We start from the raw sequence: 25990 nt of genomic DNA, 5'->3' as shown, positions 1-25990 counted from the left end.
GTGTCCCCCCGGCCCTGTCGGCGGGCCGTGTCGGCGGGGGAGTGCGGCTTACTGGGTCTTGCGCAGGAACCCCTGGGTAGCGCCGTTGCGGTTGGGCGCGAAGCCGTTGGCCCGCAGCGACTCTTCCACCGTGTCGTAGAACACGCCGATCCGGCAGATCTCGCGCGCCTCTTTGGCGGTGGCGATGTCACGGCCCAGTTCGCGGGAGATGCGCACCAGTTGCTCGATCTGGTCCACGGATCCCTGCTTTGCGGTGCGGCGCGGGTTCCACAGCACGTCCTCGGTGCCGCAGCGCACGTGCAGGCCCATGGCAATGCCCATGGTATTGACTGGCAGCACGTTGCGCACATTGCTCTCGACCGTCACCACCGCGCCGTCCGGCACCGCGCGCATGAAGTTGGCCAGGCTGTAGACGCTGGGCGTGTCCATGCCGCCGCCGATCGCCACCCAGTTGATGTTCAGCGGGCCCTTGTAGAAACCGCGCCGCATCAGCCGCTCCACCGACTCCAGGCTGTTGATGTTGTAGCACTGGAATTCGCTCTGGATGCCGGCGGCGGTCAGCCGGCGCACATGCTCTTCCACCCAGCCCGGATTGGCGGGCACCGTCATGTTCTTGTAGGCGTCGAAGAGCGCCATGTCCTGGCGCGAGGTGCCGTGGAAGTCAGCGTCTTCCGCATGGTCGGTGACGTTCATCTGCGAGGTATTGACCGTCACCGTGACCTGGTCCGGCGTGGGATCCAGGTCGGCCAGCATGTGGCGGGTGTCGTCCGACAGCCACTTGGCTGCCTGCCCTTCATCTTCCGGCGCGAAGGAAATCGAGCCGCCCACCTGGATGATCATGTCGGGCACCGCGGCGCGCACGCCGGAAATCAGTTCGTTGAACTTGGACAGGCGCTTGGAGCCCTTGCCGTCCAGTTCGCGCACATGCAGGTGCAGCACGGTGGCGCCGGCGTTGTAGCAGTCCACGGCCTTCTGGATCTGTGCCTCCATGGTGACCGGAATGTCTTCCGGGAAATCGGAAGGCAGCCAGCCGGGGGCATACGGTGCGGCCGTGATGATCAGCGGCTGCTGGTTTTCGGGAAAGAGGTGGCCGTCGAGGAAGTTCATGGGGAGTCTCCGTGTCGGAAGGCGGCTTCGGTTCAGTAGGGGATGTCGCCGACGATGGCTGCGCGCTCCATCTTGCGCGGCGCGGGAAAGTAGTCGTTGAGCGCGTAGTGCTGCGTGCAGCGGTTGTCCCACACGGCGACGTCGCCCCGCTGCCACGACCAGCGCACCTGGTATTCGGGAATGGTGGCGCGGCTGATCAGGTAGTTGAGCAGCAGGGCCGCGCCGGGCGCCTTGTCGATGCCGTGCCGCACATTGGCCGGCGTGCTGTAGTTGGTGAAGTAGGTCGAGAAGCCGGCACCGACGAACAGCACCTTTTCGCCGGTTTCCGGGTGCGTGCGCACGACCGGATGCTCCACGGGCGGATGGTCCTGCGCGAGCTTCGCGCGCGCCTCGGGCGTCATGACCGCGCCGAAGCTCTGCTCGATGCTGGCGCGGGCACGAAGCCCGTCGACCTTCGCCTTGATGTCGTCGGGCAGTTCCTCATACGCCTTCACCATGTTGACCCAGATGGTGTCGCCGCCGATGTCGGGGCATTCGATGCAGCGCAGTACCGCGCCCATGGCCGGATTGGGACGCCACAGGCCGTCGCAGTGGTAGTTGTTCTCGTAGCTGTGCGGGTTGTCGCTGCGATAGACACGCACCAGGCCAGGATGATCCGGATCGCTGCCGACCACGGGGTGGTCTTCCAGCTTGCCGAAGGCGCTGGCGAACGCCACGTGCTCGGCACGCGTGATGTCCTGCTTGCGGAAGAAGAGCACGCGATGCCTGAGCAGCGCTGCCTTGATGTCGGCGAACAGCGCGGGATCGCGCGCCGCGTCGCCGAGGTGGATGCCCGTGATTTCGGCACCGATGGCCGGGGTGATCTGCCTGATCTCCATGTCATGTCTCCAGCAGTGATTGGATCTGCGTACAGGTTCAGGGCCTGCTTGGAGATGGAGTATCGGGCGATCGAAGCGAGCCCGCTTGCTTTACGGGGACATTCGTTTGTTAATTTGGGACATGCGCAGCGCGCTTCGCCTGGCGGCGTGCCGCTTGATCAAGGCCACGTATCGACTGCTGACCTTTCCTCGCGAGATCTGTGCAAAAGGCTCGCTTTCCGGCGCACGCTAGTGATACGGCCTTGCATCACGCACGCGGCCGCCGCCGCTGCGCGGCATCACTGCTCCGGCTTCTGTTGCTTGTCGCCGAACGGGCTGCGCAGATGCACATCCCCGTCAAGACGATGGATATGCAATTCGGCCTGATGCCGCCTGGCCACGTTCCAGCCGGCCGCGATTGCCGCTTCCATGGTCGGAAACCGCTGGGGCTTGATATCGAGGCCGCTGAATTCCAATGTCCAGCCATGTTCCGCGGGCAGAACACGAATGATGCGCGATTGCATGATGACCTTTTTAGAGATACCGCTACGTAAGGCGGCCGCCGTCATTCTGCGGTCGAAATGCAATCCCCTTCACTTAAAGGCGGGTTTGGCATAGGCTAGGTCCGTACCAAGGTACGGAGTCAAGCGATGGAGCAAACACTGACGATCGGGAAGCTGGCCAAGGCGGCTGGCGTTGGCGTGGAGACGGTACGGTACTACCATCGCTGCGGGCTGCTGCCGGTGCCAGAGCGCGCCCATGGCGCAATTCGCCAGTATTCGCAACAGAGCCTGCAGCGGATGCATTTCATCCGCCAGGCACAGTCGCTCGGGTTCACGCTGGATGAGATCCGGGGACTGCTGCAGCAGAAGCATGGCCGGTGCAGCACGGCCCGAGCACTGGCCGAGCGCAAGCTCAGCCTGGTGGAGGAAAGGCTGAGGGATTTGCGCGGGATGCGCGCGGAACTAAAGATCCTGATCGGACAATGCCACGCCAATGGCACCGAGGATTGCTGCCCCTTGATGAACACCTTGTCTGCGAACGGCAACCCGGAAAACGGGCGCGCCGCGGCATTGCGGGGCCGGTGACGCAAGCCTGCTGACCGAGAAGGTCAGGGCATGCCGCGTGTCACGCCTGCCACGACGCGGCCTTGTCCCCCGACTTGCCATAGCGCTCCCGCGCCGCGCGCACGACATCGGAAGGCAGCTTGCCGTCATCGGCCAGCGCCCGCAGCGCCGCGACCACGACAGAATGGCGGTCCACCTCGAAGAACGCGCGCAACGCCTGCCGCGTGTCGCTGCGCCCGAAGCCGTCGGTGCCCAGCGTGACATAGCGCCCCGGCACGCACGCGCGGATCAGCTCCGGCACCGCGCGCACATAATCGGTGGCGGCGATCACCGGGCCGTTCGACCCTGCCAGCGCTGTTTCGACATACGAGCGGGCATGCTGGTCGTTCAGGCGGTTGCTGCGTTCCACGGCGATCGCGTCGCGCTGCAGCTCCGTGAAACTGGTCACGCTCCAGACCTGCGCCACCACGCCCCAGTCGTCTTCGAGCAGGCGCGCGGCGGCGATCACCTCGGGCAGGATGGCGCCCGCGCCGAGCAGGTCGACCTGGCTGGCATCGCGCCATTCGGGCGTAAGCGAGTACATGCCCTTCAGGATGCCGTCGCGCACGGCATCGGCCGGCTGCGGCATCGACGGCTGCGCATAGTTCTCGTTGCCGACGGTGACGTAGTAGAAGACGTCGCGCTGCTGCTCGCCCATCTCGCGCATGCCATGCTCCACGATCACTGCCACTTCATAGGCAAAGGCGGGATCCCACGCGCGGCAGTTGGGGATGGTCGACGCGGCCAGGTGGCTGGTGCCGTCCTGGTGCTGCAGCCCCTCGCCGCCGAGCGTGGTCTTGCCCGAGGTGGCGCCGATCAGGAAGCCGCGGGCGCGCTGGTCGGCAGCGGCCCAGATCAGGTCGCCGATGCGCTGGAAGCCGAACATCGAATAGTAGATGTAGAAGGGCAGCATCGGCAGGTCGTGCACGCTGTAGGCGGTGGCCGCGGCGATCCATGACGAGATCGCGCCGGCTTCGGAGATGCCTTCTTCCAGGATCTGCCCGCCGGTGGATTCGCGGTAGTACAGCATCGAACCCAGGTCTTCCGGCTCATAGCGCTGGCCCAGCGGCGAATAGATGCCGACCTGCCGGAACAGGTTGGCCATGCCGAAGGTGCGTGCCTCGTCAGCAACCACCGGCACGATGCGCGGCCCCAGCGCGGCGTCCTTGAGCAGGCTGCCGAGCATGCGCACCACGGCCATGGTGGTCGACATTTCCTTGCCGTCCGCGGCCAGTGCGAAGCCGGCCCACTGGCCGGACGGCGGCACCGTGAGCGCGGTGGTCGCGGCCTGCCGGCGCCGCGGCAGGTAGCCGCCGAGCGCGGCCCGGCGTGCGTGCAGGTAGCGCATTTCCGGGCTGTCGTCGGCGGGTTTGTAGAAGCGCAGGTTGGCGACGTCGTCGTCCGACAGCGGCAGCTGGAAGCGGTCGCGGAAGGCCTTCAGGTCTTCCAGCTCCAGCTTCTTCTGCTGGTGCGTGGTCATGCGCCCCTGGCCAGCCGTGCCCATGCCGAAGCCCTTCATGGTCTTGGCCAGGATCACGGTGGGCTGGCCGCGGTGGCCCATGGCGCGTGTGTAGGCGGCGTGCAGCTTGCGCAGGTCGTGGCCGCCGCGGCGCAGGCGGTCGATGTCGTCGTTGCTCAGGTGCGCGGCGAGTGCGGCGAGCTCGGGGTTCTGCTGGAAGAAATGCTCGCGGTTGTAGGCGCCGTCGTTGGCGGAGAAGGTCTGGAACTGGCCGTCGACGGTCTGCGCGAAGGCCCGCACCAGCGCGCCGGAGCGGTCGCGGGCGAACAGCTCGTCCCAGTCCGAGCCCCACAGCACCTTGATCACGTTCCAGCCGGCGCCGGCGAACAGCGCTTCGAGCTCATCGACGATGCGGCCGTTGCCGCGCACGGGCCCGTCGAGCCGCTGCAGGTTGCAGTTGATGACGAAGACCAGGTTGTCGAGCTGCTCGCGCGCGGCCAGCGACAATGCGCCGATCGACTCGGGCTCGTCCATCTCGCCATCGCCGAAGAAGCCCCAGACCTTGCGCGACGACGCCGGCTGCAGCCCGCGGTTCTGCAGGTAGCGCATGAAGCGCGCCTGGTAGATCGAATTGATGGGGCCGATGCCCATCGAGCCGGTCGGGAACTGCCAGAAGTCCGGCATCAGCCAGGGATGCGGGTAGGAGCACAGGCCCGGGCCGCCGATCTCGCGCCGGTAGTGCTGCAGGTGGGTCTCGTCGAGGAAACCCTCCAGGTAGGCGCGGGCGTAGACGCCGGGGGCCGAGTGCGGCTGGAAGTAGACCAGGTCGCCGCCCTGTTCGGCGCTGTCGCCGCGGAAGAAGTGGTTGAATCCGACTTCGAACAGATCGGCCGCGGAGGCATAGCTGGCGATATGGCCGCCCAGTTCGCCATAGGCGCGGTTGGCGCGCACCACCATGGCCAACGCATTCCAGCGCAGCGCGGCGCCCAGCCGGGCTTCGATCTCCAGGTCGCCAGGGTAGGGCGGCTGCGCCTGCACGGGGATGGTATTCACATAGGCGCTCGGGCCGGCGCCGGGCGGCGGCAGGCCCTGCGCTGCGGCATGCGCCGCCAGGCGCTGCAGCAGGAAGCTGGCGCGCGCGCTGCCGGCATGCGCCAGCACGCCTTCGAGCGCGTCCAGCCATTCGCGCGTTTCCTGGGGATCGCTGTCCTCGTTGGCCGAAGGCAGCGCGAGCATCGATTGCACACCGTTTGCCAGGTTGGTCATGGCACCGCTCCTGTCCATGTTGCTTGTCTGTGGCGGCATGTCAGTCACGCCCGCCGATGCCAACAAGATTACGCCTGGAGCCGCAGAGAATGTGTCTGAATTTCCTTGCCAGAAGCGGGTATCACAGTATAAAAATTCTCAATAGATGCCAAAATCCGGAATTGTTACATCATGAACGACACCTCGCTCAGGCTCGATCGCATCGATATCGCCATCCTCAACCAGCTGCAGCAGAACGCCCGCATCACCAATGCCGAGCTGGCGCGCGCCGTGAACCTGTCGCCGACGCCTTGCTTCAACCGCGTCAAGGCGCTGGAGAAAATGGGATTGATCAAGCAGCAGGTCACATTGCTGAATGCCGAGGCGCTGGGCCTGCGCATCAATGTGTTTATCCAGGTCAGCCTGGAAAAACAGGTGGAAGACGCGCTGCGCCGCTTCGAGGCGGCAATCGACAAGCGGCCCGAAGTGATGGAGTGCTACCTGATGACCGGCGATGCGGACTACCTGCTGCGCGTGGTCGTGCCCAGCATGCAGAGCCTGGAGCGCTTTATCCTGGAGCAGCTGACCAAGATCCCTGGCGTGTCCAATATCCGGTCGAGCTTCGCGCTGAAGCAGGTGCGGTACCGCACGGCGCTGCCGCTGCCGGCGGGCGGATTGACCTTGAGCCTGGCGGAAGAAGAGGGCGAATAGCCTGCTGCGGGCTACGGCGCGCCACGCTCCTCGTTGCCGCCATCCACCGCGAATTCCGACAACGCCACCTCGCGGAAATGCCGTACCACCGGGGTGTCGTGCGCCGGCAGCCAGGTGAGCGCCAGGCCGATACCGGCACTGTCCGGATAACCCGCCAGGTCGCGGATCACCATGCGGTCGTTGGCAAAGCGCTGCATGATCGACGGCACCAGGGCCACGCCCAGCCCGCTCTCCACCAGCGCCAGCACGGTCTGCACCTGCGTGGCCTCCTGCGTGACGCGCGGCTGGAAGCCGGCCACCTGGCACGCCGACAGCGCGGCGCTGCGCAGGCCCGACGCTTCGGCCTGCTCGTACATGACAAAGCGCTCCTGCGCGAGGTCGGCCAGCGTCAGCGCGGGCTTGCCCGCCAGCGGGTGGCTGCGCGGCAGGGCGGCGACAAAGCGGTCGCGCTCCAGCAGCGCCAGCGCGGTATTGCCCGGCGTCAGCAGCGGCGTGCGCACCAGGCCCACGTCCAGCGCCTCGTCTTCCAGCCATTGCATGATGCGGGTCGAGGTCGCTTCGCGCAGCACCAGTTCGACGCCGGGGTATTCATTGCGGAAGCGCGTCACCAGCCGTGGCAGCAGGTGCGAGGTCGTGGTGCCGACAAAGCCCACCCGCAAGATGCCGGCCATGCCGCTGCTGGCCGACTGCACCAGCTCGCTGAACTGGCCGGCGTGGAACAGGATGCGCCGGGCCTCGGCCAGCGCGGCGCGGCCGGTCTCGGTCAGCGTGACGCCGCGCGGCTCGCGCACGAACAGGGTGGCGTCGAGCTCGGACTCGAGCTTCTGGATCGAGACCGTCAGCGCGGGCTGGGCGATATGCAGGCGCTCTGCCGCGCGGCGGAAATTGAGGGTCTCGGCCAGCACGACGAAGTGCCGGATGCGGCGCAGTTCCATGGGGTCAGCGGGGATGCGGGAGCCACATCTTAGTGCGCCGCGCGCCCCCCGGGCAACCGCGCGCGCCGGGTGGGTCGATAAACAGCGCTTATCGATCGCGCGGCAAACGATATTGGACGCCGGTTCCGCGGCGTCGCTACACTCGATTGCAAGCTGCAGTGCAGCAACAGATTCCGTATCAAGGAACACTCAAGGAACACAACGGAGACAGCCGGCCGGGCGCAGGCCGATCGCGCCGATCGCGCCCGACCAGGCCTGGACCGACAGGAGCCTCATGCACAGCATTGCATCGCTCGACGACCTGCGCGCGCTTTGCGCCGCGCCCGCCGCCGTGAGCGAGTATTTCCCCATCGGGCAGGACGCCATCGATACCTTCGCCGAGCTGACGCATGACCGGCAGTGGATCTACGTGGACCCCGAGCGCGCCGCGGCGGATTCGCCATACGGCTGCACGGTCGCGCACGCCTTCCTGATCGTGTCGATGGTGTCGGCGGCGTTCGGGCAGTGCTTTACCTTCCCGGGCCGCAAGCTGGCGCTGAACTATGGCTTCGACCGGCTGCGCTTCACCGGCCCGGTGCCGGCCGGCGCGCGCGTGCGCGGCGCGTTCACGCTGCAGCAGCTCGACGATGTCCGCCCCGGTGAAGTGCGCTGCCACTGGAAAGTAGAGATGCAGGTCGAAGGCAGCGAGCGGCCGGCCATGGTGGCGACCTGGCTGGTGCAGATGCGCTTCTGAAGTTCCCCAATATCAATCCCAAGCAGGACGAGACTCCCATGAGCATCAAAGGCAAGGCATATATCGTCGGGGCCTACGAGCACCCGACCCGCAAGGCGCCGGACAAGTCGGTGGCGCAGCTGCACGCGGAATCCGCACGCGGCGCGCTGGCCGATGCCGGCCTGACCCTGGCGGACGTGGATGGCTACTTCTGCGCCGGCGATGCGCCGGGGCTGGGCGCCACCAACATGGTCGACTACCTCGGCCTGAAGGTGCGCCACGTGGACTCCACCGACACCGGCGGCTCCGCCTACCTGGTGCATGTCTCGCACGCCGCGCAGGCCATTGCCGCCGGCAAGTGCAACGTGGCGCTGATCACGCTGGCGGGCCGGCCGCGCTCGGAAGGCTCGACCGGCACGCAGGCGCGCAACTGGGGCGCCAACCTGCCGGACGCCCCGTTCGAGGCGCCGTTCAATCCCGTCACCGTCAACCTGTACGCGATGGTGGCGATGCGCCATATGTACGAGTACGGCACCACGCCCGAGCAGCTGGCATGGGTCAAGGTGGCGGCGTCGCACCACGCGCAGCACAACCCGCACGCGATGCTGCGCAACGTGGTCACGGTGGAAGAGGTGCTGAACTCGCCGTTGATCGCCGACCCGCTGCACAAGCTCGACTGCTGCGTGGTGTCCGACGGCGGCGGCGCGCTGATCGTGGCGCGGCCCGAGATTGCGGCCACGCTCAGGCGTCCGAAGGTGAAGATCGTTGGCGCCGGTGAATACGTCAAGGGCCAGCTCGGCGGCGAGGTCGACCTGAGCTGGTCGGGCGCGAAGTTTTCCGGCGCGGCCGCGTTCGCTGAAGCCGGCGTGACCCCGGCCGACATCAAGTACGCCTCGATCTACGACAGCTTCACCATCACCGTGCTGATGCAGCTGGAAGACCTGGGCTTCTGCAAGAAGGGCGAAGGCGGCAAGTTCGTGGCCGACGGCAACCTGATCTCGGGCGTCGGCAAGCTGCCGTTCAATACCGATGGCGGTGGCCTGTGCAACAACCACCCGGCCAACCGCGGCGGCATCACCAAGGTGATCGAGGCCGTGCGCCAGCTGCGCGGCGAGGCGCATCCGGCGGTGCAGGTGAAGAACTGCGACCTGGCGCTGGCGCAAGGCACCGGCGGCTACCTGGGCTCGCGCCACGGCAGCGCCACCCTGATCCTCGAGCGCGAATAATGAACGATCGCCGGAGCAACTGACATGACGACCCCGCACACTCCCATGGCCTACAAGGCCCCGGACGAACAGCCCGACAACATCGAATTCTGGCAGGCCGCGCGCGAAGGCCGGCTGCTGGTCAAGCACTGCCAGTCATGCGGCAAGACGCACTGGTATCCGCGCACGCTGTGCCCGTTCTGCATGGGCGATACGGTCTGGAAGACCGCCAGCGGCCGCGGCACCATCTACTCGTACAGCGTCACGCGCAAGGCTGGCCCGCAGGCGTATTGCATTGCCTATGTGACGCTGGACGAGGGCGTGACCATGATGACCCATATCGTCGATTGCGATCTCGATGCGGTGCGCATCGGGCAGAAGGTGAAGGTCAGGTTCGCGCCCAGCGTGGATGGGGCGCCGGTGCCGGTGTTTGCGCCGGCCTGAGCGGTTCACGGCGGGCGGTGGCGCTTCACTCCGTGGAGGCTCCCGCCCTCTCCCCCGTTCCTCTCCCGCGAGCGGGAGGGGCTGGGGAGAGGGCCAGCGCTGGCAATAGCGAGGCGCTCAACTGGCAATCTCAAGCCTTGGCAAGTCCCAGCGAGCCCACGCCCGAGACCTTCGGTTCAACCAGCGCCTGCTCCACCACCCCCGCCACCATATCCGCCGTCACCGCCGACAGCGTCCAGCCAAGGTGCCCATGCCCGGTGTTGTAGAACACGCACCGGGCCCGCCCCCGCCCAACACGCGGCAGCATATCCGGCAGCATCGGCCGCAGCCCCGCCCACGGCACCACGCTGCGCGTGCTGACGCCGGGGAAGCACTGTTGCACCCATTCCACCAGCGGCCGGATGCGGTCGGCGCGGATGTCGCGGTTGAAGCCGTTGAACTCCGCGGTGCCGGCCACGCGGAAGCGGTCGTCGCCCAGGCGGCTGGTGACCAGCTTGGTTTCATCGTCGAGCAGGCTGACGGTCGGCGCCGCGGTGCGGCTGCCCGCGTCGTTCAGGTTGACGGTGATGGAATAGCCCTTGACCGGATAGATGTTGACGCGGTCGCCCAGCCCGGCGGCCAGCGCGCGGCTGGCGGTGCCGGCGCAGATCACCGCGCCGTCGAAGGTCGAGGTGGCGCTGTCCGCGCCTTCCTGCACGGTCACGCTGGCGCTGCGGCCATCGGTGGTGACCTTGCGCACGTCCTCGCCGTAGCGGCAGTGCACGCCCATGCGCTCGATGGCGGCGGCCAGGCCGCTGGTGAACTTGTGGATGTCGCCGGTCGAATCGCTTTCGGTGAAATAGCCGCCGTAGTAGGTGCCGGCCAGCGTCGGCTCGATTGCGCGCATTTCCGCCGGCGTTACCGCGCGGCGCTCCAGCCCGCCCTGCGCCAGCAGCGCCGAGACGCGGCCCGCGTGCTCGAAGCCCGCCTTGTCGCGATAGATATGCAGGATGCCTTCGCGCTTGTGGTCGAAGTCGATGCCTTCCTGCGCCGCCCACGCGAACAGGTGCTCGCGCGCCGCGATGGCCAGGCGCGCGGTCTCGATGGTGTTGCGGCGGTAATGCGGGATCGAGGCGATGAACTCGGCGAACCAGCTCAGCTTGTGCCAGCTCGGGCGCGGGTTGACCAGCAGCGGGGCGTCGCTGCGCAGCATCCACTTCAGGCCCTTGATGATGGTGGACCAGTGCGTCCACACCTCGGCATTGGAGGCGGATAGCTGCCCTCCGTTGGCGAACGAGGTTTCCATCGCGGCGTAGCGGTGGCGCTCGAACAGGGTGACGGAGAATCCGCGCCGGGCGAGCGCGTAGGCCGTGGTGACACCGGTGATGCCACCGCCGATGACGGCGATTGTCTTCATGATCTGGCAGTCCAGAAACGTCGGGGTGGGAGCCCGCACGCGACATGCGTGGCGGACGCCCCCTCTGTTCCTGACCTGAGAGATTCACGACAGTCGCCGGTGGTGCCCGGGGGTACCGGTGGCGGGGGCCGCTTGCTCCTTCGGTATGCCGGCTGACGATGGCGGCATTCTTCAGAGTGCTGTGACGCGTGATACCGGTCCTTTTGCCTGAGAGTTTCCGGGGCGGTTGCTCCTTCGGCGCTGTCCGCGGCGGCTGCCGCCGGATCAGTCTCTCCCAGCATCACGTTGGCGCGAACGCCAATCCGCGCAAATCTAGAGACAAAGGCCGCATGTGGATATGCGGGTAAACGCGAATAGAGCCAGGCGTGTTCGCATGGATGGGGCGAGTCGCTTCCGTACCGGCGCGGCGCTATGTCGCACTGCGTCAAGCCGACCCGCCCCCTAGAATGTCAGCACTCGCTACGCGGAGGAAGTGCGCCGTAGCACGAGCCGGATACGGCGCACCGGTCGGGCGAGCCAGAAGAACAGAATAGGTATTCCAGTGAGAAGAAATCGGATTGCGCTGGCCGCGTCGGCCGCGCTGATGGGCCCCGGCATCGCCGGCGCCCAGCCGGATGAACCCGTCAGCGCGCCGCAGCCCTTGCAGGAAGTCGTGGTCTCGGCGAAGCCCGGGCGCGGCGAAACGCCGGCCACGCCGCCCAATACGCCATCGCCCGCCTACGGCATCAGCGCCGCACGCATGGCGGACTTCAACGTGGTCAACACCGAAGACGCGCTCAAGTACGCGCCCAACCTCGCCGTGCGCAAGCGCTTCATCGGCGATATGAACTCGATCATCTCGGTGCGCAGCACCAGCTCGCGCCAGTCGGCGCGCGGGCTGGTCTATGCCGACGGCCTGCTGCTGTCCAACCTGCTGGGCTCCGATTTCACCTTCCCGCCGCGCTGGTCGCTGGTCAACGCCGCCGAGATCGAGCGCGTCGACGTGCTGTATGGCCCGTATTCGGCGCTGTACCCGGGCAACTCGCTGGGCGCGACCGTGCTGATCAGTACGCGCACACCGCAGAAGTTCGAGGGCGATGCCAGCGTGCAGCTGTTCACGCAGCGCTTCAACCTGTACGGCACGCACGACAGTTTCAACGGCGTGCACGCCAACGCCTACGTGGGCGACCGCGCCGGGCCGTTCTCGTGGCTGGTCAGCGTCGACCGGCAGGACAGCAAGAGCCAGCCGCTGAGCTTCTACACCGCGGCGCGCTCCAGCGTGCGGGCGACTTCGGCCGACAAGCCCGTGACGGGCGCCTACTTCGACCAGGACCAGACCGGCGCCGACCGCACCGTGATGGGCGTCAACAGCGAGGGCGTCACGCACACCGTGCAGGACCAGCTCAAGCTCAAGCTCGGCTACGACATCACCAATACCCTGCAGGCGCAATTCACCGCCGCCTACTGGCAGCAGGACCGCTCCAGCGCCACCGGCAGCTACCTGCGCGATGCCGACGGCAACGTGGTGTCGAGCGGCCCGGTCAATATCGGCGGCTTCCGCTACGTGATCCCCGCCAACGCGTTTGCGCCGGGCAATGGCGAGGACGCGCGCTGGCTCTACGGCCTGTCGCTGCGCACGCGCAACGAGACCGGGTGGAATTTCTCCGGCGTGGCATCGCTGTTCGATGTCACCAAGGACATCAGCCGCACCGCCAGCACCGCGGGCAATGGCCCGGGCACGGTGACCTATGGCGACGGCACCGGCTGGCGCACGCTCGACCTGAAGGCCGACTACCGCCCGCAGCAGCTCAAGGGCGGCCACTGGGTCACCCTCGGCTACCACTACGACAACTACCGGCTCAGCAACACCACCTACAACACCTCGGACTGGCAGGCCGCCACCATCTCCGCGTTCAACAACGCCTTTGCCGGCAAGACCGAGACGCAGGCGCTGTACGCGCAGGACGCGTGGTACTTCGCCGAGGACTGGAAGCTGATCCCGGGCGTGCGCTGGGAGCACTGGCGCGCCTATGACGGCAGCCGCAGCCAGCCGGGCGTAGATGTCGCCTACCCGGTGCGCAGCGAGTCCAACTGGTCGCCCAAGCTGGCGCTGGAAAAGGCCATCGGTCAGGACTGGCTGGGCCGGCTGTCGCTCGGCCAGGCCTGGCGCTACCCAACCGTCGCCGAGCTGTTCCAGGGCCGCATCACCGGCACCTCGCTGATCAACAACGATCCCAACCTGAAGCCGGAGCGCTCGTTCTCGAAGGACCTGACCTTCGAACGCACGGTCGACCGTTCGTACTTCCGCGTGTCGGTGTATGAAGACGACATCCGCGATGCGCTGGTCAGCCAGACCAATACCACGGTGTTCCCCACCGTCACCAGTTTCCAGAACGTGGACCGCGTGCGTACGCGCGGCATCGAGCTTGCCTACGACGGGCGCGACGTGCTGATCAGCGGCTTCGACCTGTCGGCCAGCGGCGCGTACAACCATTCCAAGACGCTGGAGAATGCCAATAACCCGGCATCGGTGGGCAAGTATTTCTATCGCATCCCGCAGTGGCGCGCGAACCTGGTCGGCACCTACCGCTTCACGCCGGCATGGGCCGGCACGCTGGCGATGACCTATTCGGGGCGGCAGTACAATACGCTCGATAACAGCGACGTCAATCCCGACACCTTCGGCGGCACCAGCAGTTTCCTGACCTTCGACGTCAAGGTGACCTACAAGCCCGCCAGGAACGTGCGGCTCGGGCTTGGCATCGACAACCTGACCGACCAGCGTTACTTCGTCTACCACCCGTACCCGGGCCGGACGTTCTACGCCGAGGCCAAGCTTTCCTTCTGAGTGCAGTGACCAGTCCGATCCTGACCATTCCCCTGCAGCGCTTGCCCCGCAGCTTCCGCTTCCTTGCCGCCGGCGTGATCGCCTGCACGGCGTTCGCCGCGATGGCGCAGTCCCATGGCAACCATGCCGGCCACGGTGCGCAAAGCGCGGCGCCGAAGGCGATGAGCGAACTCGGCACCGGCGCCGCCTTCGCTCGCGACGGCCGCTTGTGGATCGCCTACAAGGACGGCCAGCACGTGGCCGTGCGCGCGTCGGCCGACCAGGGTCGCAGCTTCGGGCCGGTGCAGCACGTCAACCGCGTGCCCGAAGCCGTGGCTGCTGACCACGACAGCCGGCCCAAGATTGCCACCGGCCGCGACGGCGAGATCTACGTCACCTGGACCCAGCCGCTGCCCAAGCCCTATACCGGCTTTATCCGCTTCGCGCGCTCCGCCGACGGCGGCAAGACCTTTGCCGCGCCGGTGACCGTGCATGCCAACCGCGACCAGATCGCGCACCGCTTCGACGCGATCGCGGTGGACCCGGCCGGCCGCGTCTTCGTCAGCTGGATCGACAAGCGCGACGTGGTCGCCGCCGAAGCGCGCAGGCAGCCCTATGCCGGCGCTGCGATCTACTACGCGGTATCGGCCGACCACGGCAAGAGCTTCCAGGGCGATTACAAGATCGCCGACCAGTCCTGCGAATGCTGCCGCATCGCGCTCGCGCCGACGCCGGACGGCAAGATGCTGGCGCTGTGGCGCCACGTGTTCCCGCCCAACGCGCGCGACCACGCGGTGGCACTGCTCGGCGCCGACGGCACGCCCGCGCCGATGCAGCGCGCGACCTTCGACGACTGGCGCATCGACGCCTGCCCGCACCACGGCCCGGGCGCCGCGGTGGCGCCGGACGGCACGCTGCACATGGTCTGGTTCAACGTGAAGGCAGGCAAGCCGACGGTATCGGTCGGCCGCTTCCGGGACGGCAAGCTGCAGGCGCAGCGTCCGCTGGACGACCCGCGCGCGCAGCATGCCGATATCGTCGCGCTCGACGACCATCGCATCGTGGTGGCGTGGAAATCGTTCGACGGCCAGCAGACCCGGCTTTCGGCGATGCTGTCGCAGGACGGCGGCAAGACCTGGCAGACGCGCCAGGTTGCCGGCACCGCGCGCGATTCGGACCAGCCGCACCTGCTGCAGCACGGCGGCCGCGCCTACGTGCTGTGGCGCACCGAGGCCGAAGGCTTCCAGGTCTTCCCGCTGGCGCAGGAGGGCGCATGACATTGCGTCGCAAACTCATCGCCGCGCTGGCGGGCACCGCGATCGCGCTCGGCGTCGCCGGCATGGCGCGCGCGGCCGAACGCGTATCGGTGTTCGAATCCGCCAGTGCCGCGCAGCTCAGTGCCAGCCAGCAGGGCAAGCCCTTCGTGCTGGTGGTGTGGTCGCTCGACTGCGTCTACTGCAAGCGTAATTTCGAAGCCATCGGCAAGCTGCAGGCGAAGCATCGCAGCCTGCGCGTGGTCACGCTGGCCATGGACCGGCCCGACGCGCTGCCGCAGGTGCAGCAGCTGCTCAAGCGCGTCAACCTGACGCGCAACGCGTGGATGTTCGGCAACGAGCCGCAGGAGAGGCTGCGCTATTCGGTCGATCCCGACTGGATGGGGGAGATGCCGCGCACGTACTTCTATCGGGCCGACGGCCAGCGGCAGGGCGTATCCGGCGTGATCGGCGACGCCGACTGGGACAAGCACCTGCGCTGGGCGGGCATCGGCGGCTGAGGCGGCCGCCGGCCCTTTCCTGAGGCAGCCGCCAACGCTTCCCGGATTTCCTTACGACAAGTCCGCCGGCAGCTTGCCGCCGTTGGCCGCAAGCTCCTGCATCAGGCGCTTGTGCAGCCAGATATTCATCCCGGCGGAATCGTTCATGTCGCCGCTGTAGTGCAGCTCGCGCGCCAGTTCCTTGCGGTGCTCGAGGCTGCTGTCGATGCCCAGCGCCTTCATCGTGTCAACGATGGACGTGCGCCAGTTCAGCGTCTGGCCGCTCTCCCTGACCAGGTTGTCCATGATGGATTCGACGTCGACGCCCGACAGCGGCGTGGGTTTGGCCGCGGCCTGGCCAGCGCTGCCTGCGGGCGCGGTGGCGCCTGCCGACGCGGGCGACGGGCTCGACGGCGCGGGTGCCGCGCCTGCCGAGGTCGGCGTGCCAGCCGCTGTGCCGGCGGATGTGCCGGCGGGGGTGCCCGAAGTCGTGGCAGCCGGCTTGGCCCGGCCCAGCAGCTTGTTGAGGATGTCCTTGAAGATGCTCATGGCGGTGGCCTCCTGTCCGTTTGGAACGCAGCACGTGGAGTACAGCGCCATGCAGGAAACGCACCATCCACGCAGGCCTTGCTTTCGGCGCACCAGGCAGCGCCGGGTTGTAAATGCTGCATGCAGCGACAGTCATGCCGGCACTTTTGCCGGCTCGCCGAACTCGCTGAACTTCGCCGCCATGAACTCGACGAACAGCCGGAGCCGCGACGACAGCTGATGCCGCTGGTGATAGACCGCGTAGATGTCGGCCTCCGGCGTGGCGTACTGCGGCAACACCTGCACCAACCGTCCGCTGCGCAGGAATCGCTCGATATCCCATTCGGCCCGCATCAGGATGCCGTGGCCTTCCAGCGCCCAGTTGACCGCGATCTCGCCGTCGTTGGTGGTCAGGTTGCCGCGCACGCGCACGGTTTCGGTACGCGCCTTGGCCCCCTTGCCGGTGGTCAGGCGCCACACGCCATAGGCGTCGCTGCCCTGCCGGATGCCGATGCAGTTGTGGCGGCGCAGGTCGGCCGGCGTGTTGGGGATGCCGTGATCGCGCAGGTACTTGGGCGACGCGCATAGCAGGCGCCGGTTGGGCGCCAGCTTGCGCGCCACGATGCGCGCATCGGGCGGCTGGCCGAAGCGGATGCAGACGTCGAACGCATCTTCGTTCAGCGGTGGCGGGTCGGCCGACAGCTGCAGCTGCACGTCGACTTCGGGATAGGCCGCGACGTACTCGGAAATCACCGGCGCCACGTGCATGCGGCCGAACCCCAGCGTGGCATTGACGCGCAGCAGGCCGCTCGGCTTGCCCTTGGAACGCGTCAGCAGCTGGTCCAGGTCCTCGATCTCGCTCAGGATGCGCCGCGCGTGCTCCAGGTAGACCTCGCCCTCGGGCGTCAGGCTCATGCGCCGGGTGGTGCGCGTGACCAGCGGCATGCCGATTCGCGCCTCCATCTGTGCCAGCCGCTTGCTGACCGCCGCGGTTGTGATGCCAAGGTCGCGCGCGGCCGCGCTCAGGCTGCCGGCGGTGGCCACCGACGTGAAAAAGCCCAGTTCCGACGGCTGGATCCCTGCGGACGATGCCATGCCAGCTTTAATCTCAGGTTAAGAATGGTTTAACTTTACAAGCGATCCAAAACCTTGTCCACGGCCCAGAATCCATTCCACGCAATCGTGCAAACACACGGATTCACACGGATTCTGACCAGGAGACAAGAGATGAAGACCTACCGCATCGCGACCATCCCCGGCGATGGCATCGGCAAGGAAGTGATTCCCGCGGGCCGCCAGGTGATGGAAGCGCTGGCCGCCGCCGGCGCCGATTTCCGCTTCGAGTTCGAAGACTTCGACTGGGGCGGAGACTACTACCGCCAGCACGGCGTGATGATGCCCGCCGATGGCCTGGACGCGCTGCGCGACAAGGATGCGATCCTGTTCGGCTCGGCCGGCGACCCGCATATCCCCGACCACATCACGCTGTGGGGCCTGCGCCTGAAGATCTGCCAGGGCTTCGACCAGTACGCCAACGTGCGCCCGACCCGCATCCTGCCGGGCATCGACGCGCCGCTCAAGCGCTGCGCGCCGGAAGACCTGAACTGGGTGATCGTGCGCGAGAACTCGGAAGGCGAATACTCGGGCGTCGGCGGCCGCGTGCACCAGGGCCATCCGATCGAGGCCGCCACCGATGTCAGCATGATGACCCGCGTCGGCGTCGAACGCATCCTGCGCTTCGCCTTCAAGCTGGCGCAATCGCGTCCGCGCAAGCAGCTGACGGTGATCACCAAGTCCAACGCGCAGCGCCACGCCATGGTGATGTGGGACGAGGTCGCGGTGCAGGTGGCGAAGGATTTCCCGGACGTCACCTGGGACAAGGAACTGGTCGATGCCGCCACCGCGCGCATGGTCAACCGCCCGAAGTCGCTCGACACCATCGTTGCCACCAACCTGCACGCCGACATCCTGAGCGACCTGGCCGCGGCGCTGGCCGGCAGCCTGGGCATCGCCCCAACCGGCAATATCGACCCGGAACGCCGCTATCCGTCGATGTTCGAGCCGATCCACGGTTCGGCCTTCGACATCATGGGCAAGGGCCTGGCCAATCCGGTCGGCACGTTCTGGTCGGTGGTGATGCTGCTGGAACACCTGGGCGAGCACGCCGCGGCCCAGCGCGTGATGGAGGCGGTCGAGGCGGTGACCGCCAACGCGGCGCTGCATACCGGCGACCTGGGTGGCAAGGCCACCACCGCGCAGGTGACGCAAGCTGTGTGCGAACTGCTGTCCGGCAAGCAGGCCAGGGCAGCCTGAGCGTTCGCGCGCCAACCGCTAGCCGCTACCCGTCGTGAACGCTCCCCTCTCCCGCGCGCGGGAGAGGGGAGCAAACCAGCGGCATAGCCGCACCGCCTTCCGCCACAAGCAGCACGCCCAGAGCTGTGCCCGGGGAGCGTTTGCCTTATGAAACACCGAATCAGCAGGAAACAGCCATGATCCATGAGCGCGCCGTGACCATGCCAACGATCGATCCCGACGAGCTGCTGCGGCGCATGTTCGACGCGGCCATCGCCGCCGCGCAGCCGGCACGCACGCTGGCGCGCCACCTGCCCGCAGCGCCGCGCGGCCGCACCATCGTCATCGGTGCCGGCAAGGCCTCTGCGGCCATGGCCGCAGCGCTGGAAGCAGCGTGGCCAGGCCCGCTGCAGGGGCTGGTGGTGACGCGCTACGGCTACGCGGTGCCTTGCGCGCGCATCGAGATCGTCGAAGCCGCGCACCCGGTGCCGGACGATGCCGGGCTGGCCGCCTCGCGCCGCATGCTGGAACTGGTGTCCGGCCTCAGCGAGGACGACCTCGTGATCTGCCTGGTCTCCGGCGGCGGCTCGTCGCTGCTGCCGCTGCCGCTGGCCGGCATCACGCTGGACGACAAGCAGCAGGTGAACCGCGCGCTGCTCAAGTCGGGGGCGACCATCTCCGAGATGAACTGCGTGCGCCGCCACCTGTCCGCGATCAAGGGCGGCAGGCTGGCCGCCGCGTGCTACCCCGCGCAGGTGCTGAACCTGCTGATTTCCGACGTGCCGGGCGACGACGCCATCGACGTCGCCTCCGGCCCGACAGTGCCCGACCCGACCACGTGCGCCGATGCGCTGGCCATCGTCAGGCGCTACGCCATCGACCTGCCTGCCCACGTGCTGGCGGCGCTGCAGTCCGACGCGGCCGAGACGCCCAAGCCCGGCGACCCGCGCCTGCCGCGCATCCGCACCGAGTGGATCGCCACGCCGCGGCTGGCGCTGCAGGCCGCTGCGCAAGCGGGCCGCGACGCCGGCTATGCCGTGCATGTGCTCGGCGACGCCATCGAGGGCGAGGCCCGCGAGGTTGGCAAGGTGCTGGGCGCCATCGCGCTGGCGGCGGCCAGGCACGGCCAGCCCTTTGCCGCGCCGTGCGTGCTGCTGTCCGGCGGCGAGACCACGGTCACCGTGCGCGGCAACGGCCGGGGCGGCCGCAATGTCGAGTTCCTGCTGTCGCTGGCGCTGGCCCTGCGCGGCGAGGCCGGCATCCATGCCATCGCCGGCGACACCGACGGCGTCGACGGGCAGGAAGAGATCGCCGGTGCGGTGATCGGCCCTGACACGCTCGAGCGCGCATGGCGCGCCGGCCTGAACCCGCAGGACGCCCTGGCCGCCAACGACGGCCATGGATTCTTCGAGGCGCTGGGGGACGCGGTCGTGACCGGCCCCACGCTGACCAATGTCAATGATTTCCGCGCGATCGTGCTGACGCGCGCTTCCGGAGCCAACACATGAGACGCCTTCGCAACGCAAAGATCGTGGCCACGCTCGGGCCCGCCAGTTCGGATCCGGCCACCATCGGCCAGCTGTTCGATGCGGGAGCCGATGTGTTCCGGCTCAACTTCAGCCATGGCTCGCATGAAGACCACAAGCAGCGCCTGCACGCCATCCGCGCGATCGAACAGGAACGCGGCCGCCCGATCGGCGTGCTGCTCGACCTGCAGGGTCCCAAGCTGCGCATCGGCACCTTTGCCGAGGGTCCGGTGCAAGTGGCGGCGCAGGCAGCATTCCGGCTCGATCTGGATGCGTCCGTGCCCGGAAGCGCGCAGCGCGTGAGCCTGCCGCATCCGGAAATCTTCGCGGCGCTGCAGCCGGGCGCGGAACTGCTGGTCGACGACGGCCGGGTGCGGCTGCGCGTGGAGCGCTGCGGCGCCGACTATGCCGAGACCGTGGTCGTCAACGGCGGCACGCTGTCCGACCGCAAGGGCGTCAACGTGCCGGGCGTGGTGCTGCCGCTGTCGGCCATGACCGAAAAGGACCGCGCCGACCTGGACTTCGGGCTGTCGCTCGGGGTGGACTGGGTGGCGCTGTCGTTCGTGCAGCGCGCCGAGGATATCGAGGAGATCCGCCAGATCGTCGACGGCCGCGCCGGCATCGTCGCCAAGCTGGAGAAGCCGGCCGCGATCCGGAGCCTGGAGGCGATCGTCGAGGCGTCCGACGCAATCATGGTGGCACGCGGCGACCTCGGCGTGGAAATGCCTGCCGAACAGGTGCCGTCGCTGCAGAAGCGCATCGTGCGCGCCTGCCGCAAGGCCGGCAAGCCGGTGATAGTGGCCACGCAAATGCTGGAGTCGATGGTGGCCGCACCGGTGCCGACCCGCGCCGAGGCATCCGACGTCGCCACCGCCATCTATGACGGCGCCGACGCAGTGATGCTGTCCGCGGAATCGGCGTCGGGCCGCTATCCGGTGGAAGCGGTGAAGATGATGGACAGCATCATCACCCGCACCGAATCCGACCCGCACTACCACGAAGCCATCCAGGCCTCGCATTCGGCGCCGCGTGCCGACGCTGCCGACGCCATCGGCTACGCCGTGCGGCACGTGGCCAGCCTGCTGGGCGCGCCCGCGGCGGTAGCCTATACCAGCTCCGGCTATTCCGCGCTGCGCATGGCGCGCGAACGGCCCGAGGTGCCGATCCTCGGCATGACGCCGCGGCTTGCCACCGCGCGCCGCCTCGCGCTGGCGTGGGGCGTGCACGCGGTGCTCTGCCATGAAGTGGTCGACGTGGTGGAGATGACCGAAGTGGCCAGCCGCACCGTGCTCAAGGAGCAGTTCGGCGCGGCCGGCCAGTCGATCGTGATCTCGGCGGGGCTGCCCTTTACCGTCGCGGGCACGACCAACCTGCTGCGCATCGCGCAGGTCCAGTAGGGGGAGCGAGATGGCTGTCATCAAGGAAATCCTCGGCTACGAGATCCTCGACTCGCGCGGCAATCCCACCGTGGCCGCGCGCGTGCTGCTGGCCGATGGCGCGCAAGGGTTCGCGGCAGCACCGTCGGGCGCCTCCACCGGCTCGCGCGAGGCGCTGGAGCTGCGCGACGGCGATCCGCGCCGCTATCTCGGCAAGGGCGTGCGCAAGGCCGTGCAGCATATCAATGTCGATATCGCCCGCACGCTCGCCGGCATGCAGGCAGCGGACCAGGACGAAGTGGATGCGTGCCTGATCCGGCTGGACGGCACCGCCGACAAGTCGCGCCTCGGCGCCAATGCGTTGCTCGCGGTTTCGCTCGCCACCGCGCGGGCGGCTGCGGCGTCGGCGGGCGTGCCGCTGTACCGCTCGCTTGGGGCAGGGCGCGCCGAGACGCGCCTGCCCTTGCCGATGATGAACATCATCAACGGCGGTGCGCATGCCGACAACAGCGTCGACATGCAGGAATTCATGATCCTGCCCGTGGGCGCGCCCAGTTTTTCCGAAGCGCTGCGCTGGGGCGCCGAGGTGTTCCATACGCTCAAGCGCGTGCTGCGCGAGCGCGGCTTTTCCACCGCGGTCGGCGACGAGGGCGGCTTTGCCCCGGACCTGGCCTCGAACGAGCATGCGCTGGAAGTGATCCTGCAAGCGGTGGAGGCCGCCGGCTTCGGGGCCGGCCGCGATATCGCGCTGGGCCTGGACGTGGCCAGCTCGGAGTTCCATGCCGAGGGCCGCTACGTGCTGGCGTCGGAAGGCCGCAGCTACGACGCCGAAGGCTTTGCCGACCTGCTGGCTGGCTGGGTGCGCCAGTATCCCATCGTCACCATCGAAGACGGCATGGCCGAGCAGGACTGGCGGGGCTGGCGGCTTCTGACTGAGAAACTCGGCGCGCAGGTGCAGCTGGTAGGCGACGACCTGTTCGTCACCAACGCCGCGATCCTGTCCGAAGGCATCGCGCTGGGCGTTGCCAACGCGATCCTGATCAAGCCCAACCAGATCGGCACGCTGACCGAGACGCTGCAGGCCATCGACGTGGCCGAGCGTGCCGGCTATGCGTCGGTGATCTCGCACCGCTCCGGCGAGACCGAGGACACCACCATTGCCGACCTGAGCGTATGCACCGCGGCCACGCAGATCAAGACCGGCTCGCTCAGCCGTTCCGACCGCGTGGCCAAGTACAACCGGCTGCTGTGCATCGAAGCGGAGCTGGGCTGCGCCGCGGCCTTCGCCGGCAGCAGTGCGCTGCGACAACTGCGCTAGTGGCCGAAGCAGCAACCGACAGACAAGCCATGAAGGCTTGCTGAGAATCCATCAGACAGGAGACAAGACATGCATGCAACCGACTTTCTGCGCCGCGTATCGGCATTGACCCTGGCCGCCGCCGGCCTCGCCCTCAGCGGTGGCGCCATGGCGCAAGCCTGGCCGGCCAAGCCAATTACGCTGGTCGTGCCGTTCCCTTCGGGCGGCACCACCGACGTGCTGGCGCGCGCGCTGGGCGACCAGCTTTCCAAAAGCCTCGGCCAGCCGGTGATCGTCGAGAACCGGCCTGGCGCAGGCGCCACGGTCGGCGCCGACTATGTCGCCAAGAACAAGCCGGACGGCTACACGCTGCTGATGGGCGCGGTGCACCACACCATCGCCACCAGCGTGTACAAGAAGCTTCCCTATAGCTTCGAGAAAGACCTCGCGCCGGTGGCCCCGGTGGCGATGGTGCCCAATGTGCTGGTGATCAACGCCGCGAAGACGCCGGCGAAGACTGTCAGCGAACTGGTGGCGCTGGCCAAGCGCGCCTCGCCCGAGTTTGCCTACGGTTCCAACGGCAACGGCACCGCGCAGCACCTGATCGGCACGCAGTTCCAGGCCGCCACCGGCGCGCCGCTGCTGCACGTGCCTTACAAGGGCAGTGGTCCGCTGACCACCGACCTGCTTGGCGGGCAGGTGACCATGTCGTTCGACACGCTGACGCCGGTGCTGCAGCACATCAAGTCGGGCAAGCTGCGTGCACTGGCGGTGACCACGGCGAAGCGTTCGACCGTGCTGCCCGACGTGCCGACGCTGGAAGAGGCCGGCCTGAAGGGATTCGACATCGGCACGTGGTTCGGCGTGATGGCGCCGGTCGCCACGCCGGAGCCGGTCGTGACGCGCCTCAACGCCGAGATCGTCAGGATCGTGAAATCGCCGGATTTCCAGCAGCGCATGCAGGCCATCGGCGCCGAGCCGATGACCAGCACGCCGAAGGAATTCGCGCGCCGCATCCAGGATGAGACGGTGAAGTTCGCAAAGCTGGTGAAGGACGGGAAGGTGACGATCGAATAGATGCTGCCCCGCGGTTTGCTCCCTCTCCCGCAAGCGGGAGAGGGAGCAAACATAGCATCCTCCGGAAGCCACTCAATCCGGCTTGATCTGCGCCCGCGCAATGATCGGCTTCCAGCGCTGCTGCTCCTGCGCGATAAACCGTGCAAACTCCGCCGGCGTATTGCCCACCACGATGGCCGCGTCCGCGCTCAGCCGCTCGACCGAGCTCTGGCTCTTGACGGCCTTGATGGTCGCATCCGCCAGCTTGTCCGCGGCCGCCTGCGGCAGCGTTGCGGGCGCGAGCAGCCCATACCACTGCGTCATCTCGAACCCGGGATACCCTTGCTCGGCCACGGTCGGTACATCCGGCAGCTGCGGAATGCGCTGCGTGGTGCCGGTGGCGATGCAGCGCACCTTGCCGGTCTTGATGAACTGCAGGATTGCCGGCGCGCCCACGGCGGCCGCTTCCAGCCGACCGGAGAGCAGGTCGGTGATCTGCGGGCCGCTGCCGCGGTACGGCACGTGCGTGATGAAGGTGCCGGTCGCCGCCTTCAGGTACTCGAAAGCCAGGTGCCCGGCGCTGCCATTGCCGGCCGAGCCGTAGTTGAGCTTGCCCGGCTTGCTCTTGGCCAGCGCCACGAATTCCTTCAGGTTCTTCGCCGGCACGTCGGGATGCACCACGTACAGGCTCGGCACCTTGGACAGCAGCGAGATCGGGCGGAAGTCCTTGATCGGGTCGTAGGGCAGCTTGGGGAAGATGAACGGGTTCACCGCCAGCGTGCCGATATGGCCGAGGATCAGCGTATGGTTGTCTTCGGCGCGCGCCACTTCGCCCATGGCGATATTGCCGGCGGCGCCCGGCTTGTTTTCCACGAACACCGACACGCCCAGCAGCTTGGTCAGTTCCGCCGCGGTGGAGCGCGCGACGATTTCCGAGCTGCCGCCCGGCGCGAACGGCACTACCAGCCGGACCGGCTTGGCCGGCCACGCCTGGGCGCGGGCGAGCGTGGGGAAGAGGGCGCTGGCGCCGAGTGCCGCGGTCGCTTGCAGCAACTGGCGGCGGGTGTGGTTGATGCGGGTCATGCGGGTCTCCGTGGGTATCCGGTCGTAGTGATTGCGGCGATTGCGCCGCGGCTGGCGATGCCGGCGATCATTCAGGCTTGACGTTGCCGTCTTTGATCACCTTGGCCCACAGCCGGGCCTGGCCGTCGATGAATTGCTGCGCCTGTGCCGGCGGCGCGGCCACCACCTCGCCGCCAAGTTCGGTCACGCGCTGCCGCGTCTCGGGGCTGTGCATCACCTTCTGCAACGCCTCGGCAAATTTGGCGACGATCGGTTCGGGCGTGGCAGCCGGCAGGAAGGCTGCGTTCCACTCATAGACTTCATAGCCGGGCACGCCGGCCTCCTGCATCGTCGGCACGCCCGGCAGCGCGTTGGTGCGCTGGTGGCTGGTGACCGCCAGCGGCTTGAGCTTGCCGGCCTTGATGTGCTGCAGGCTCGATGCAACATTGGCGAAGAACAGCGGCACCTGCCCGGCGATGACATCGGTCATGGCCGGGCCGCCGCCCTTGTAAGGCACGTGCAGCAGGTCCACCCCCGCGCGCTGTTCGAACAGCACGCCCGCCAGGTGCTGCGCCGAGCCATTGCCGGATGAGGCAAACGCTACCGAACCGGGGTTCTGCTTCGCCATCGCCAGCACGTCGCCGACCTTGGTGGCCGGGAAGCTGGCAGTGGAAACCAGCACGTTGGGATAGCGCGCCAGCACGCCGACGGGCTTGAACGCCTTGGCCGGGTCGTAGGGCAGCCTGGCGTAGAGGCTGGGATTCACGGCGTAGGAAGAGGCATCGACCATCACCGTATAGCCGTCGGGCGCCGCCTTGGCGACATAGGCCGCGCCGATCTGGCCGCCGGCGCCGGGGCGGTTCTCCACCACCACCGACTGGCCGAGCTCGCGGCCGAGGCCCGGCGCGATCAGCCGTGCCATCAGGTCGGCGCCGCCGCCCGGCGGATACGTGACCACGATCGTGATGGGCCGCGACGGCCACGTGGCGGCGCTCTCGGCGGCCTGCGCCGGCGCAAGTTGCAGCAGGATGCCGGCGGCGCCGATGGCCGCGCCCAGCGCCTTGATGGAATGCATGAAACGGTCTCCTCGGATGCGGATCAGGTATCGGATGGCTAG

General features: G+C 67.7%; 23 protein-coding genes and 2 riboswitches. Of the genes, 13 read left to right on the top strand and 10 right to left on the bottom strand.

Annotated features, from left to right (window positions below):
- Positions 1-48: 48 nt before the first annotated feature.
- The 3 genes from E1J61_RS06955 to E1J61_RS06945 form a co-directional block, all read right to left on the bottom strand.
- Entirely contained in the window at positions 49-1107 is a 1059-nt protein-coding gene (locus tag E1J61_RS06955; RefSeq protein WP_133093394.1) for a 3-keto-5-aminohexanoate cleavage protein, read from the bottom strand.
- Positions 1108-1139: 32 nt separating this feature from the next.
- Entirely contained in the window at positions 1140-1985 is an 846-nt protein-coding gene (locus E1J61_RS06950) for a TauD/TfdA family dioxygenase (RefSeq protein ID WP_133093393.1), read from the bottom strand.
- 278 nt (positions 1986-2263) lie between these two features.
- Positions 2264-2551, bottom strand: a complete 288-nt coding sequence (locus tag E1J61_RS06945) for a DUF2188 domain-containing protein (RefSeq protein ID WP_240745760.1) — start codon at positions 2549-2551, stop codon at positions 2264-2266.
- A 63-nt stretch (positions 2552-2614) separates the two neighbouring features.
- Here E1J61_RS06945 and E1J61_RS06940 point away from each other — a divergent pair, with 63 nt between their 5' ends.
- Entirely contained in the window at positions 2615-3052 is a 438-nt protein-coding gene (locus E1J61_RS06940) for a MerR family transcriptional regulator (RefSeq protein WP_133093392.1), read from the top strand.
- Between the two features lie 40 nt (positions 3053-3092).
- Here E1J61_RS06940 and mdeB read toward each other — a convergent pair whose 3' ends face one another.
- Positions 3093-5795, bottom strand: coding sequence for an alpha-ketoglutarate dehydrogenase (mdeB, locus tag E1J61_RS06935; RefSeq protein ID WP_133093391.1), 2703 nt, complete (start codon positions 5793-5795; stop codon positions 3093-3095).
- 171 nt (positions 5796-5966) lie between these two features.
- Between mdeB and E1J61_RS06930 the strand changes: the two genes are divergently transcribed.
- Complete coding sequence (locus tag E1J61_RS06930) at positions 5967-6485, top strand: Lrp/AsnC family transcriptional regulator (protein ID WP_133093390.1); 519 nt, start codon at positions 5967-5969, stop codon at positions 6483-6485.
- 11 nt (positions 6486-6496) lie between these two features.
- Here the strand turns inward: E1J61_RS06930 and E1J61_RS06925 are convergent, their stop codons facing one another.
- Positions 6497-7420: a LysR family transcriptional regulator gene (locus tag E1J61_RS06925; protein ID WP_133093389.1), complete on the bottom strand. Its 924-nt coding sequence runs from the start codon at positions 7418-7420 to the stop codon at positions 6497-6499.
- A gap of 274 nt (positions 7421-7694) precedes the next feature.
- Between E1J61_RS06925 and E1J61_RS06920 the strand changes: the two genes are divergently transcribed.
- Genes E1J61_RS06920 through E1J61_RS06910 form a run of 3 tightly spaced genes read left to right on the top strand, consistent with a single transcriptional unit; the run spans position 7695 to position 9781 of the window.
- A complete protein-coding gene (locus E1J61_RS06920; RefSeq protein WP_133093388.1) occupies positions 7695-8153 on the top strand; it encodes a MaoC family dehydratase in 459 nt (152 codons plus the stop codon).
- 38 nt (positions 8154-8191) lie between these two features.
- A complete protein-coding gene (locus E1J61_RS06915; RefSeq protein ID WP_133093387.1) occupies positions 8192-9358 on the top strand; it encodes a thiolase domain-containing protein in 1167 nt (388 codons plus the stop codon).
- Between the two features lie 24 nt (positions 9359-9382).
- Positions 9383-9781, top strand: coding sequence for a Zn-ribbon domain-containing OB-fold protein (locus tag E1J61_RS06910; RefSeq protein ID WP_133093386.1), 399 nt, complete (start codon positions 9383-9385; stop codon positions 9779-9781).
- 130 nt (positions 9782-9911) lie between these two features.
- Here the strand turns inward: E1J61_RS06910 and E1J61_RS06905 are convergent, their stop codons facing one another.
- Positions 9912-11177 carry a D-amino acid dehydrogenase gene (locus E1J61_RS06905; RefSeq protein ID WP_133093385.1) on the bottom strand — a complete coding sequence of 422 codons (1266 nt, stop codon included), beginning with the start codon at positions 11175-11177 and terminating at the stop codon, positions 9912-9914.
- Between the two features lie 54 nt (positions 11178-11231).
- Positions 11232-11362: riboswitch (glycine riboswitch) on the bottom strand.
- Positions 11363-11464, bottom strand: a riboswitch (glycine riboswitch).
- Positions 11465-11718: 254 nt separating this feature from the next.
- On the opposite strand from E1J61_RS06905, the gene E1J61_RS06900 reads away from it, so the two are divergent.
- From E1J61_RS06900 to E1J61_RS06890, 3 genes are read left to right on the top strand one after another with little or no spacing between them, the layout of a single operon-like run.
- Positions 11719-14004 carry a TonB-dependent receptor gene (locus tag E1J61_RS06900; RefSeq protein ID WP_133093384.1) on the top strand — a complete coding sequence of 762 codons (2286 nt, stop codon included), beginning with the start codon at positions 11719-11721 and terminating at the stop codon, positions 14002-14004.
- A gap of 5 nt (positions 14005-14009) precedes the next feature.
- A complete protein-coding gene (locus E1J61_RS06895) occupies positions 14010-15260 on the top strand; it encodes a sialidase family protein (protein ID WP_243736813.1) in 1251 nt (416 codons plus the stop codon).
- Positions 15257-15757 (top strand): hypothetical protein, encoded by a 501-nt coding sequence (locus E1J61_RS06890; protein WP_133093383.1) that lies wholly within the window; start codon positions 15257-15259, stop codon positions 15755-15757. The genes E1J61_RS06895 and E1J61_RS06890 overlap by 4 nt, the downstream gene beginning before the upstream one ends.
- Positions 15758-15808: 51 nt before the next feature.
- Here the strand turns inward: E1J61_RS06890 and E1J61_RS06885 are convergent, their stop codons facing one another.
- Positions 15809-16285, bottom strand: coding sequence for a DUF3597 domain-containing protein (locus E1J61_RS06885; protein WP_133093382.1), 477 nt, complete (start codon positions 16283-16285; stop codon positions 15809-15811).
- 132 nt (positions 16286-16417) lie between these two features.
- On the bottom strand, positions 16418-17359 hold the full coding sequence (locus E1J61_RS06880; protein WP_133093381.1) for a LysR family transcriptional regulator: 942 nt from the start codon (positions 17357-17359) through the stop codon (positions 16418-16420).
- 132 nt (positions 17360-17491) lie between these two features.
- Here E1J61_RS06880 and E1J61_RS06875 point away from each other — a divergent pair, with 132 nt between their 5' ends.
- The 5 genes from E1J61_RS06875 to E1J61_RS06855 all read left to right on the top strand — a co-directional run bounded on the left by E1J61_RS06875 (position 17492) and on the right by E1J61_RS06855 (position 23832).
- Positions 17492-18577, top strand: a complete 1086-nt coding sequence (locus tag E1J61_RS06875; protein ID WP_133093380.1) for a tartrate dehydrogenase — start codon at positions 17492-17494, stop codon at positions 18575-18577.
- 176 nt (positions 18578-18753) lie between these two features.
- Positions 18754-20064, top strand: a complete 1311-nt coding sequence (locus tag E1J61_RS06870) for a glycerate kinase (protein ID WP_243736812.1) — start codon at positions 18754-18756, stop codon at positions 20062-20064.
- Entirely contained in the window at positions 20061-21479 is a 1419-nt protein-coding gene (pyk, locus tag E1J61_RS06865) for a pyruvate kinase (RefSeq protein ID WP_133093379.1), read from the top strand. Before E1J61_RS06870 ends, pyk begins: the two co-directional genes overlap by 4 nt.
- Positions 21480-21489: 10 nt before the next feature.
- A complete protein-coding gene (eno, locus tag E1J61_RS06860; protein WP_133093378.1) occupies positions 21490-22776 on the top strand; it encodes a phosphopyruvate hydratase in 1287 nt (428 codons plus the stop codon).
- Positions 22777-22845: 69 nt separating this feature from the next.
- Positions 22846-23832 carry a tripartite tricarboxylate transporter substrate binding protein gene (locus E1J61_RS06855; RefSeq protein WP_133093377.1) on the top strand — a complete coding sequence of 329 codons (987 nt, stop codon included), beginning with the start codon at positions 22846-22848 and terminating at the stop codon, positions 23830-23832.
- A 72-nt stretch (positions 23833-23904) separates the two neighbouring features.
- Here E1J61_RS06855 and E1J61_RS06850 read toward each other — a convergent pair whose 3' ends face one another.
- Both E1J61_RS06850 and E1J61_RS06845 read right to left on the bottom strand, forming a co-directional pair.
- Positions 23905-24894 carry a tripartite tricarboxylate transporter substrate binding protein gene (locus E1J61_RS06850; RefSeq protein WP_133093376.1) on the bottom strand — a complete coding sequence of 330 codons (990 nt, stop codon included), beginning with the start codon at positions 24892-24894 and terminating at the stop codon, positions 23905-23907.
- 67 nt (positions 24895-24961) lie between these two features.
- Positions 24962-25948 carry a tripartite tricarboxylate transporter substrate binding protein gene (locus E1J61_RS06845; protein ID WP_133093375.1) on the bottom strand — a complete coding sequence of 329 codons (987 nt, stop codon included), beginning with the start codon at positions 25946-25948 and terminating at the stop codon, positions 24962-24964.
- Positions 25949-25990: the final 42 nt, after the last annotated feature.

The sequence above is a fragment of the Cupriavidus sp. L7L genome, assembly GCF_004353535.1.
Taxonomy (GTDB): Bacteria; Pseudomonadota; Gammaproteobacteria; order Burkholderiales; family Burkholderiaceae; genus Cupriavidus; species Cupriavidus oxalaticus_A.
The sequence above is the reverse complement of the archived record's forward strand: the minus strand, read 5'-3'. Positions and strand labels throughout refer to the sequence as shown.

Bases quoted from the DNA above. Each gene is read 5' to 3' on its own strand.
- E1J61_RS06955 (WP_133093394.1), bottom strand. From the start codon at position 1,107: ATGAACTTCCTCGACGGCCACCTCTTTCCCGAAAACCAGCAGCCGCTG.
- E1J61_RS06950 (WP_133093393.1), bottom strand. From the start codon at position 1,985: ATGGAGATCAGGCAGATCACCCCGGCCATCGGTGCCGAAATCACGGGC.
- E1J61_RS06940 (WP_133093392.1), top strand. From the start codon at position 2,615: ATGGAGCAAACACTGACGATCGGGAAGCTGGCCAAGGCGGCTGGCGTT.
- mdeB (WP_133093391.1), bottom strand. From the start codon at position 5,795: ATGACCAACCTGGCAAACGGTGTGCAATCGATGCTCGCGCTGCCTTCG.
- E1J61_RS06930 (WP_133093390.1), top strand. From the start codon at position 5,967: ATGAACGACACCTCGCTCAGGCTCGATCGCATCGATATCGCCATCCTC.
- E1J61_RS06925 (WP_133093389.1), bottom strand. From the start codon at position 7,420: ATGGAACTGCGCCGCATCCGGCACTTCGTCGTGCTGGCCGAGACCCTC.
- E1J61_RS06920 (WP_133093388.1), top strand. From the start codon at position 7,695: ATGCACAGCATTGCATCGCTCGACGACCTGCGCGCGCTTTGCGCCGCG.
- E1J61_RS06915 (WP_133093387.1), top strand. From the start codon at position 8,192: ATGAGCATCAAAGGCAAGGCATATATCGTCGGGGCCTACGAGCACCCG.
- E1J61_RS06910 (WP_133093386.1), top strand. From the start codon at position 9,383: ATGACGACCCCGCACACTCCCATGGCCTACAAGGCCCCGGACGAACAG.
- E1J61_RS06905 (WP_133093385.1), bottom strand. From the start codon at position 11,177: ATGAAGACAATCGCCGTCATCGGCGGTGGCATCACCGGTGTCACCACG.
- E1J61_RS06890 (WP_133093383.1), top strand. From the start codon at position 15,257: ATGACATTGCGTCGCAAACTCATCGCCGCGCTGGCGGGCACCGCGATC.
- E1J61_RS06885 (WP_133093382.1), bottom strand. From the start codon at position 16,285: ATGAGCATCTTCAAGGACATCCTCAACAAGCTGCTGGGCCGGGCCAAG.
- E1J61_RS06880 (WP_133093381.1), bottom strand. From the start codon at position 17,359: ATGGCATCGTCCGCAGGGATCCAGCCGTCGGAACTGGGCTTTTTCACG.
- E1J61_RS06875 (WP_133093380.1), top strand. From the start codon at position 17,492: ATGAAGACCTACCGCATCGCGACCATCCCCGGCGATGGCATCGGCAAG.
- E1J61_RS06870 (WP_243736812.1), top strand. From the start codon at position 18,754: ATGATCCATGAGCGCGCCGTGACCATGCCAACGATCGATCCCGACGAG.
- pyk (WP_133093379.1), top strand. From the start codon at position 20,061: ATGAGACGCCTTCGCAACGCAAAGATCGTGGCCACGCTCGGGCCCGCC.
- eno (WP_133093378.1), top strand. From the start codon at position 21,490: ATGGCTGTCATCAAGGAAATCCTCGGCTACGAGATCCTCGACTCGCGC.
- E1J61_RS06855 (WP_133093377.1), top strand. From the start codon at position 22,846: ATGCATGCAACCGACTTTCTGCGCCGCGTATCGGCATTGACCCTGGCC.
- E1J61_RS06850 (WP_133093376.1), bottom strand. From the start codon at position 24,894: ATGACCCGCATCAACCACACCCGCCGCCAGTTGCTGCAAGCGACCGCG.
- E1J61_RS06845 (WP_133093375.1), bottom strand. From the start codon at position 25,948: ATGCATTCCATCAAGGCGCTGGGCGCGGCCATCGGCGCCGCCGGCATC.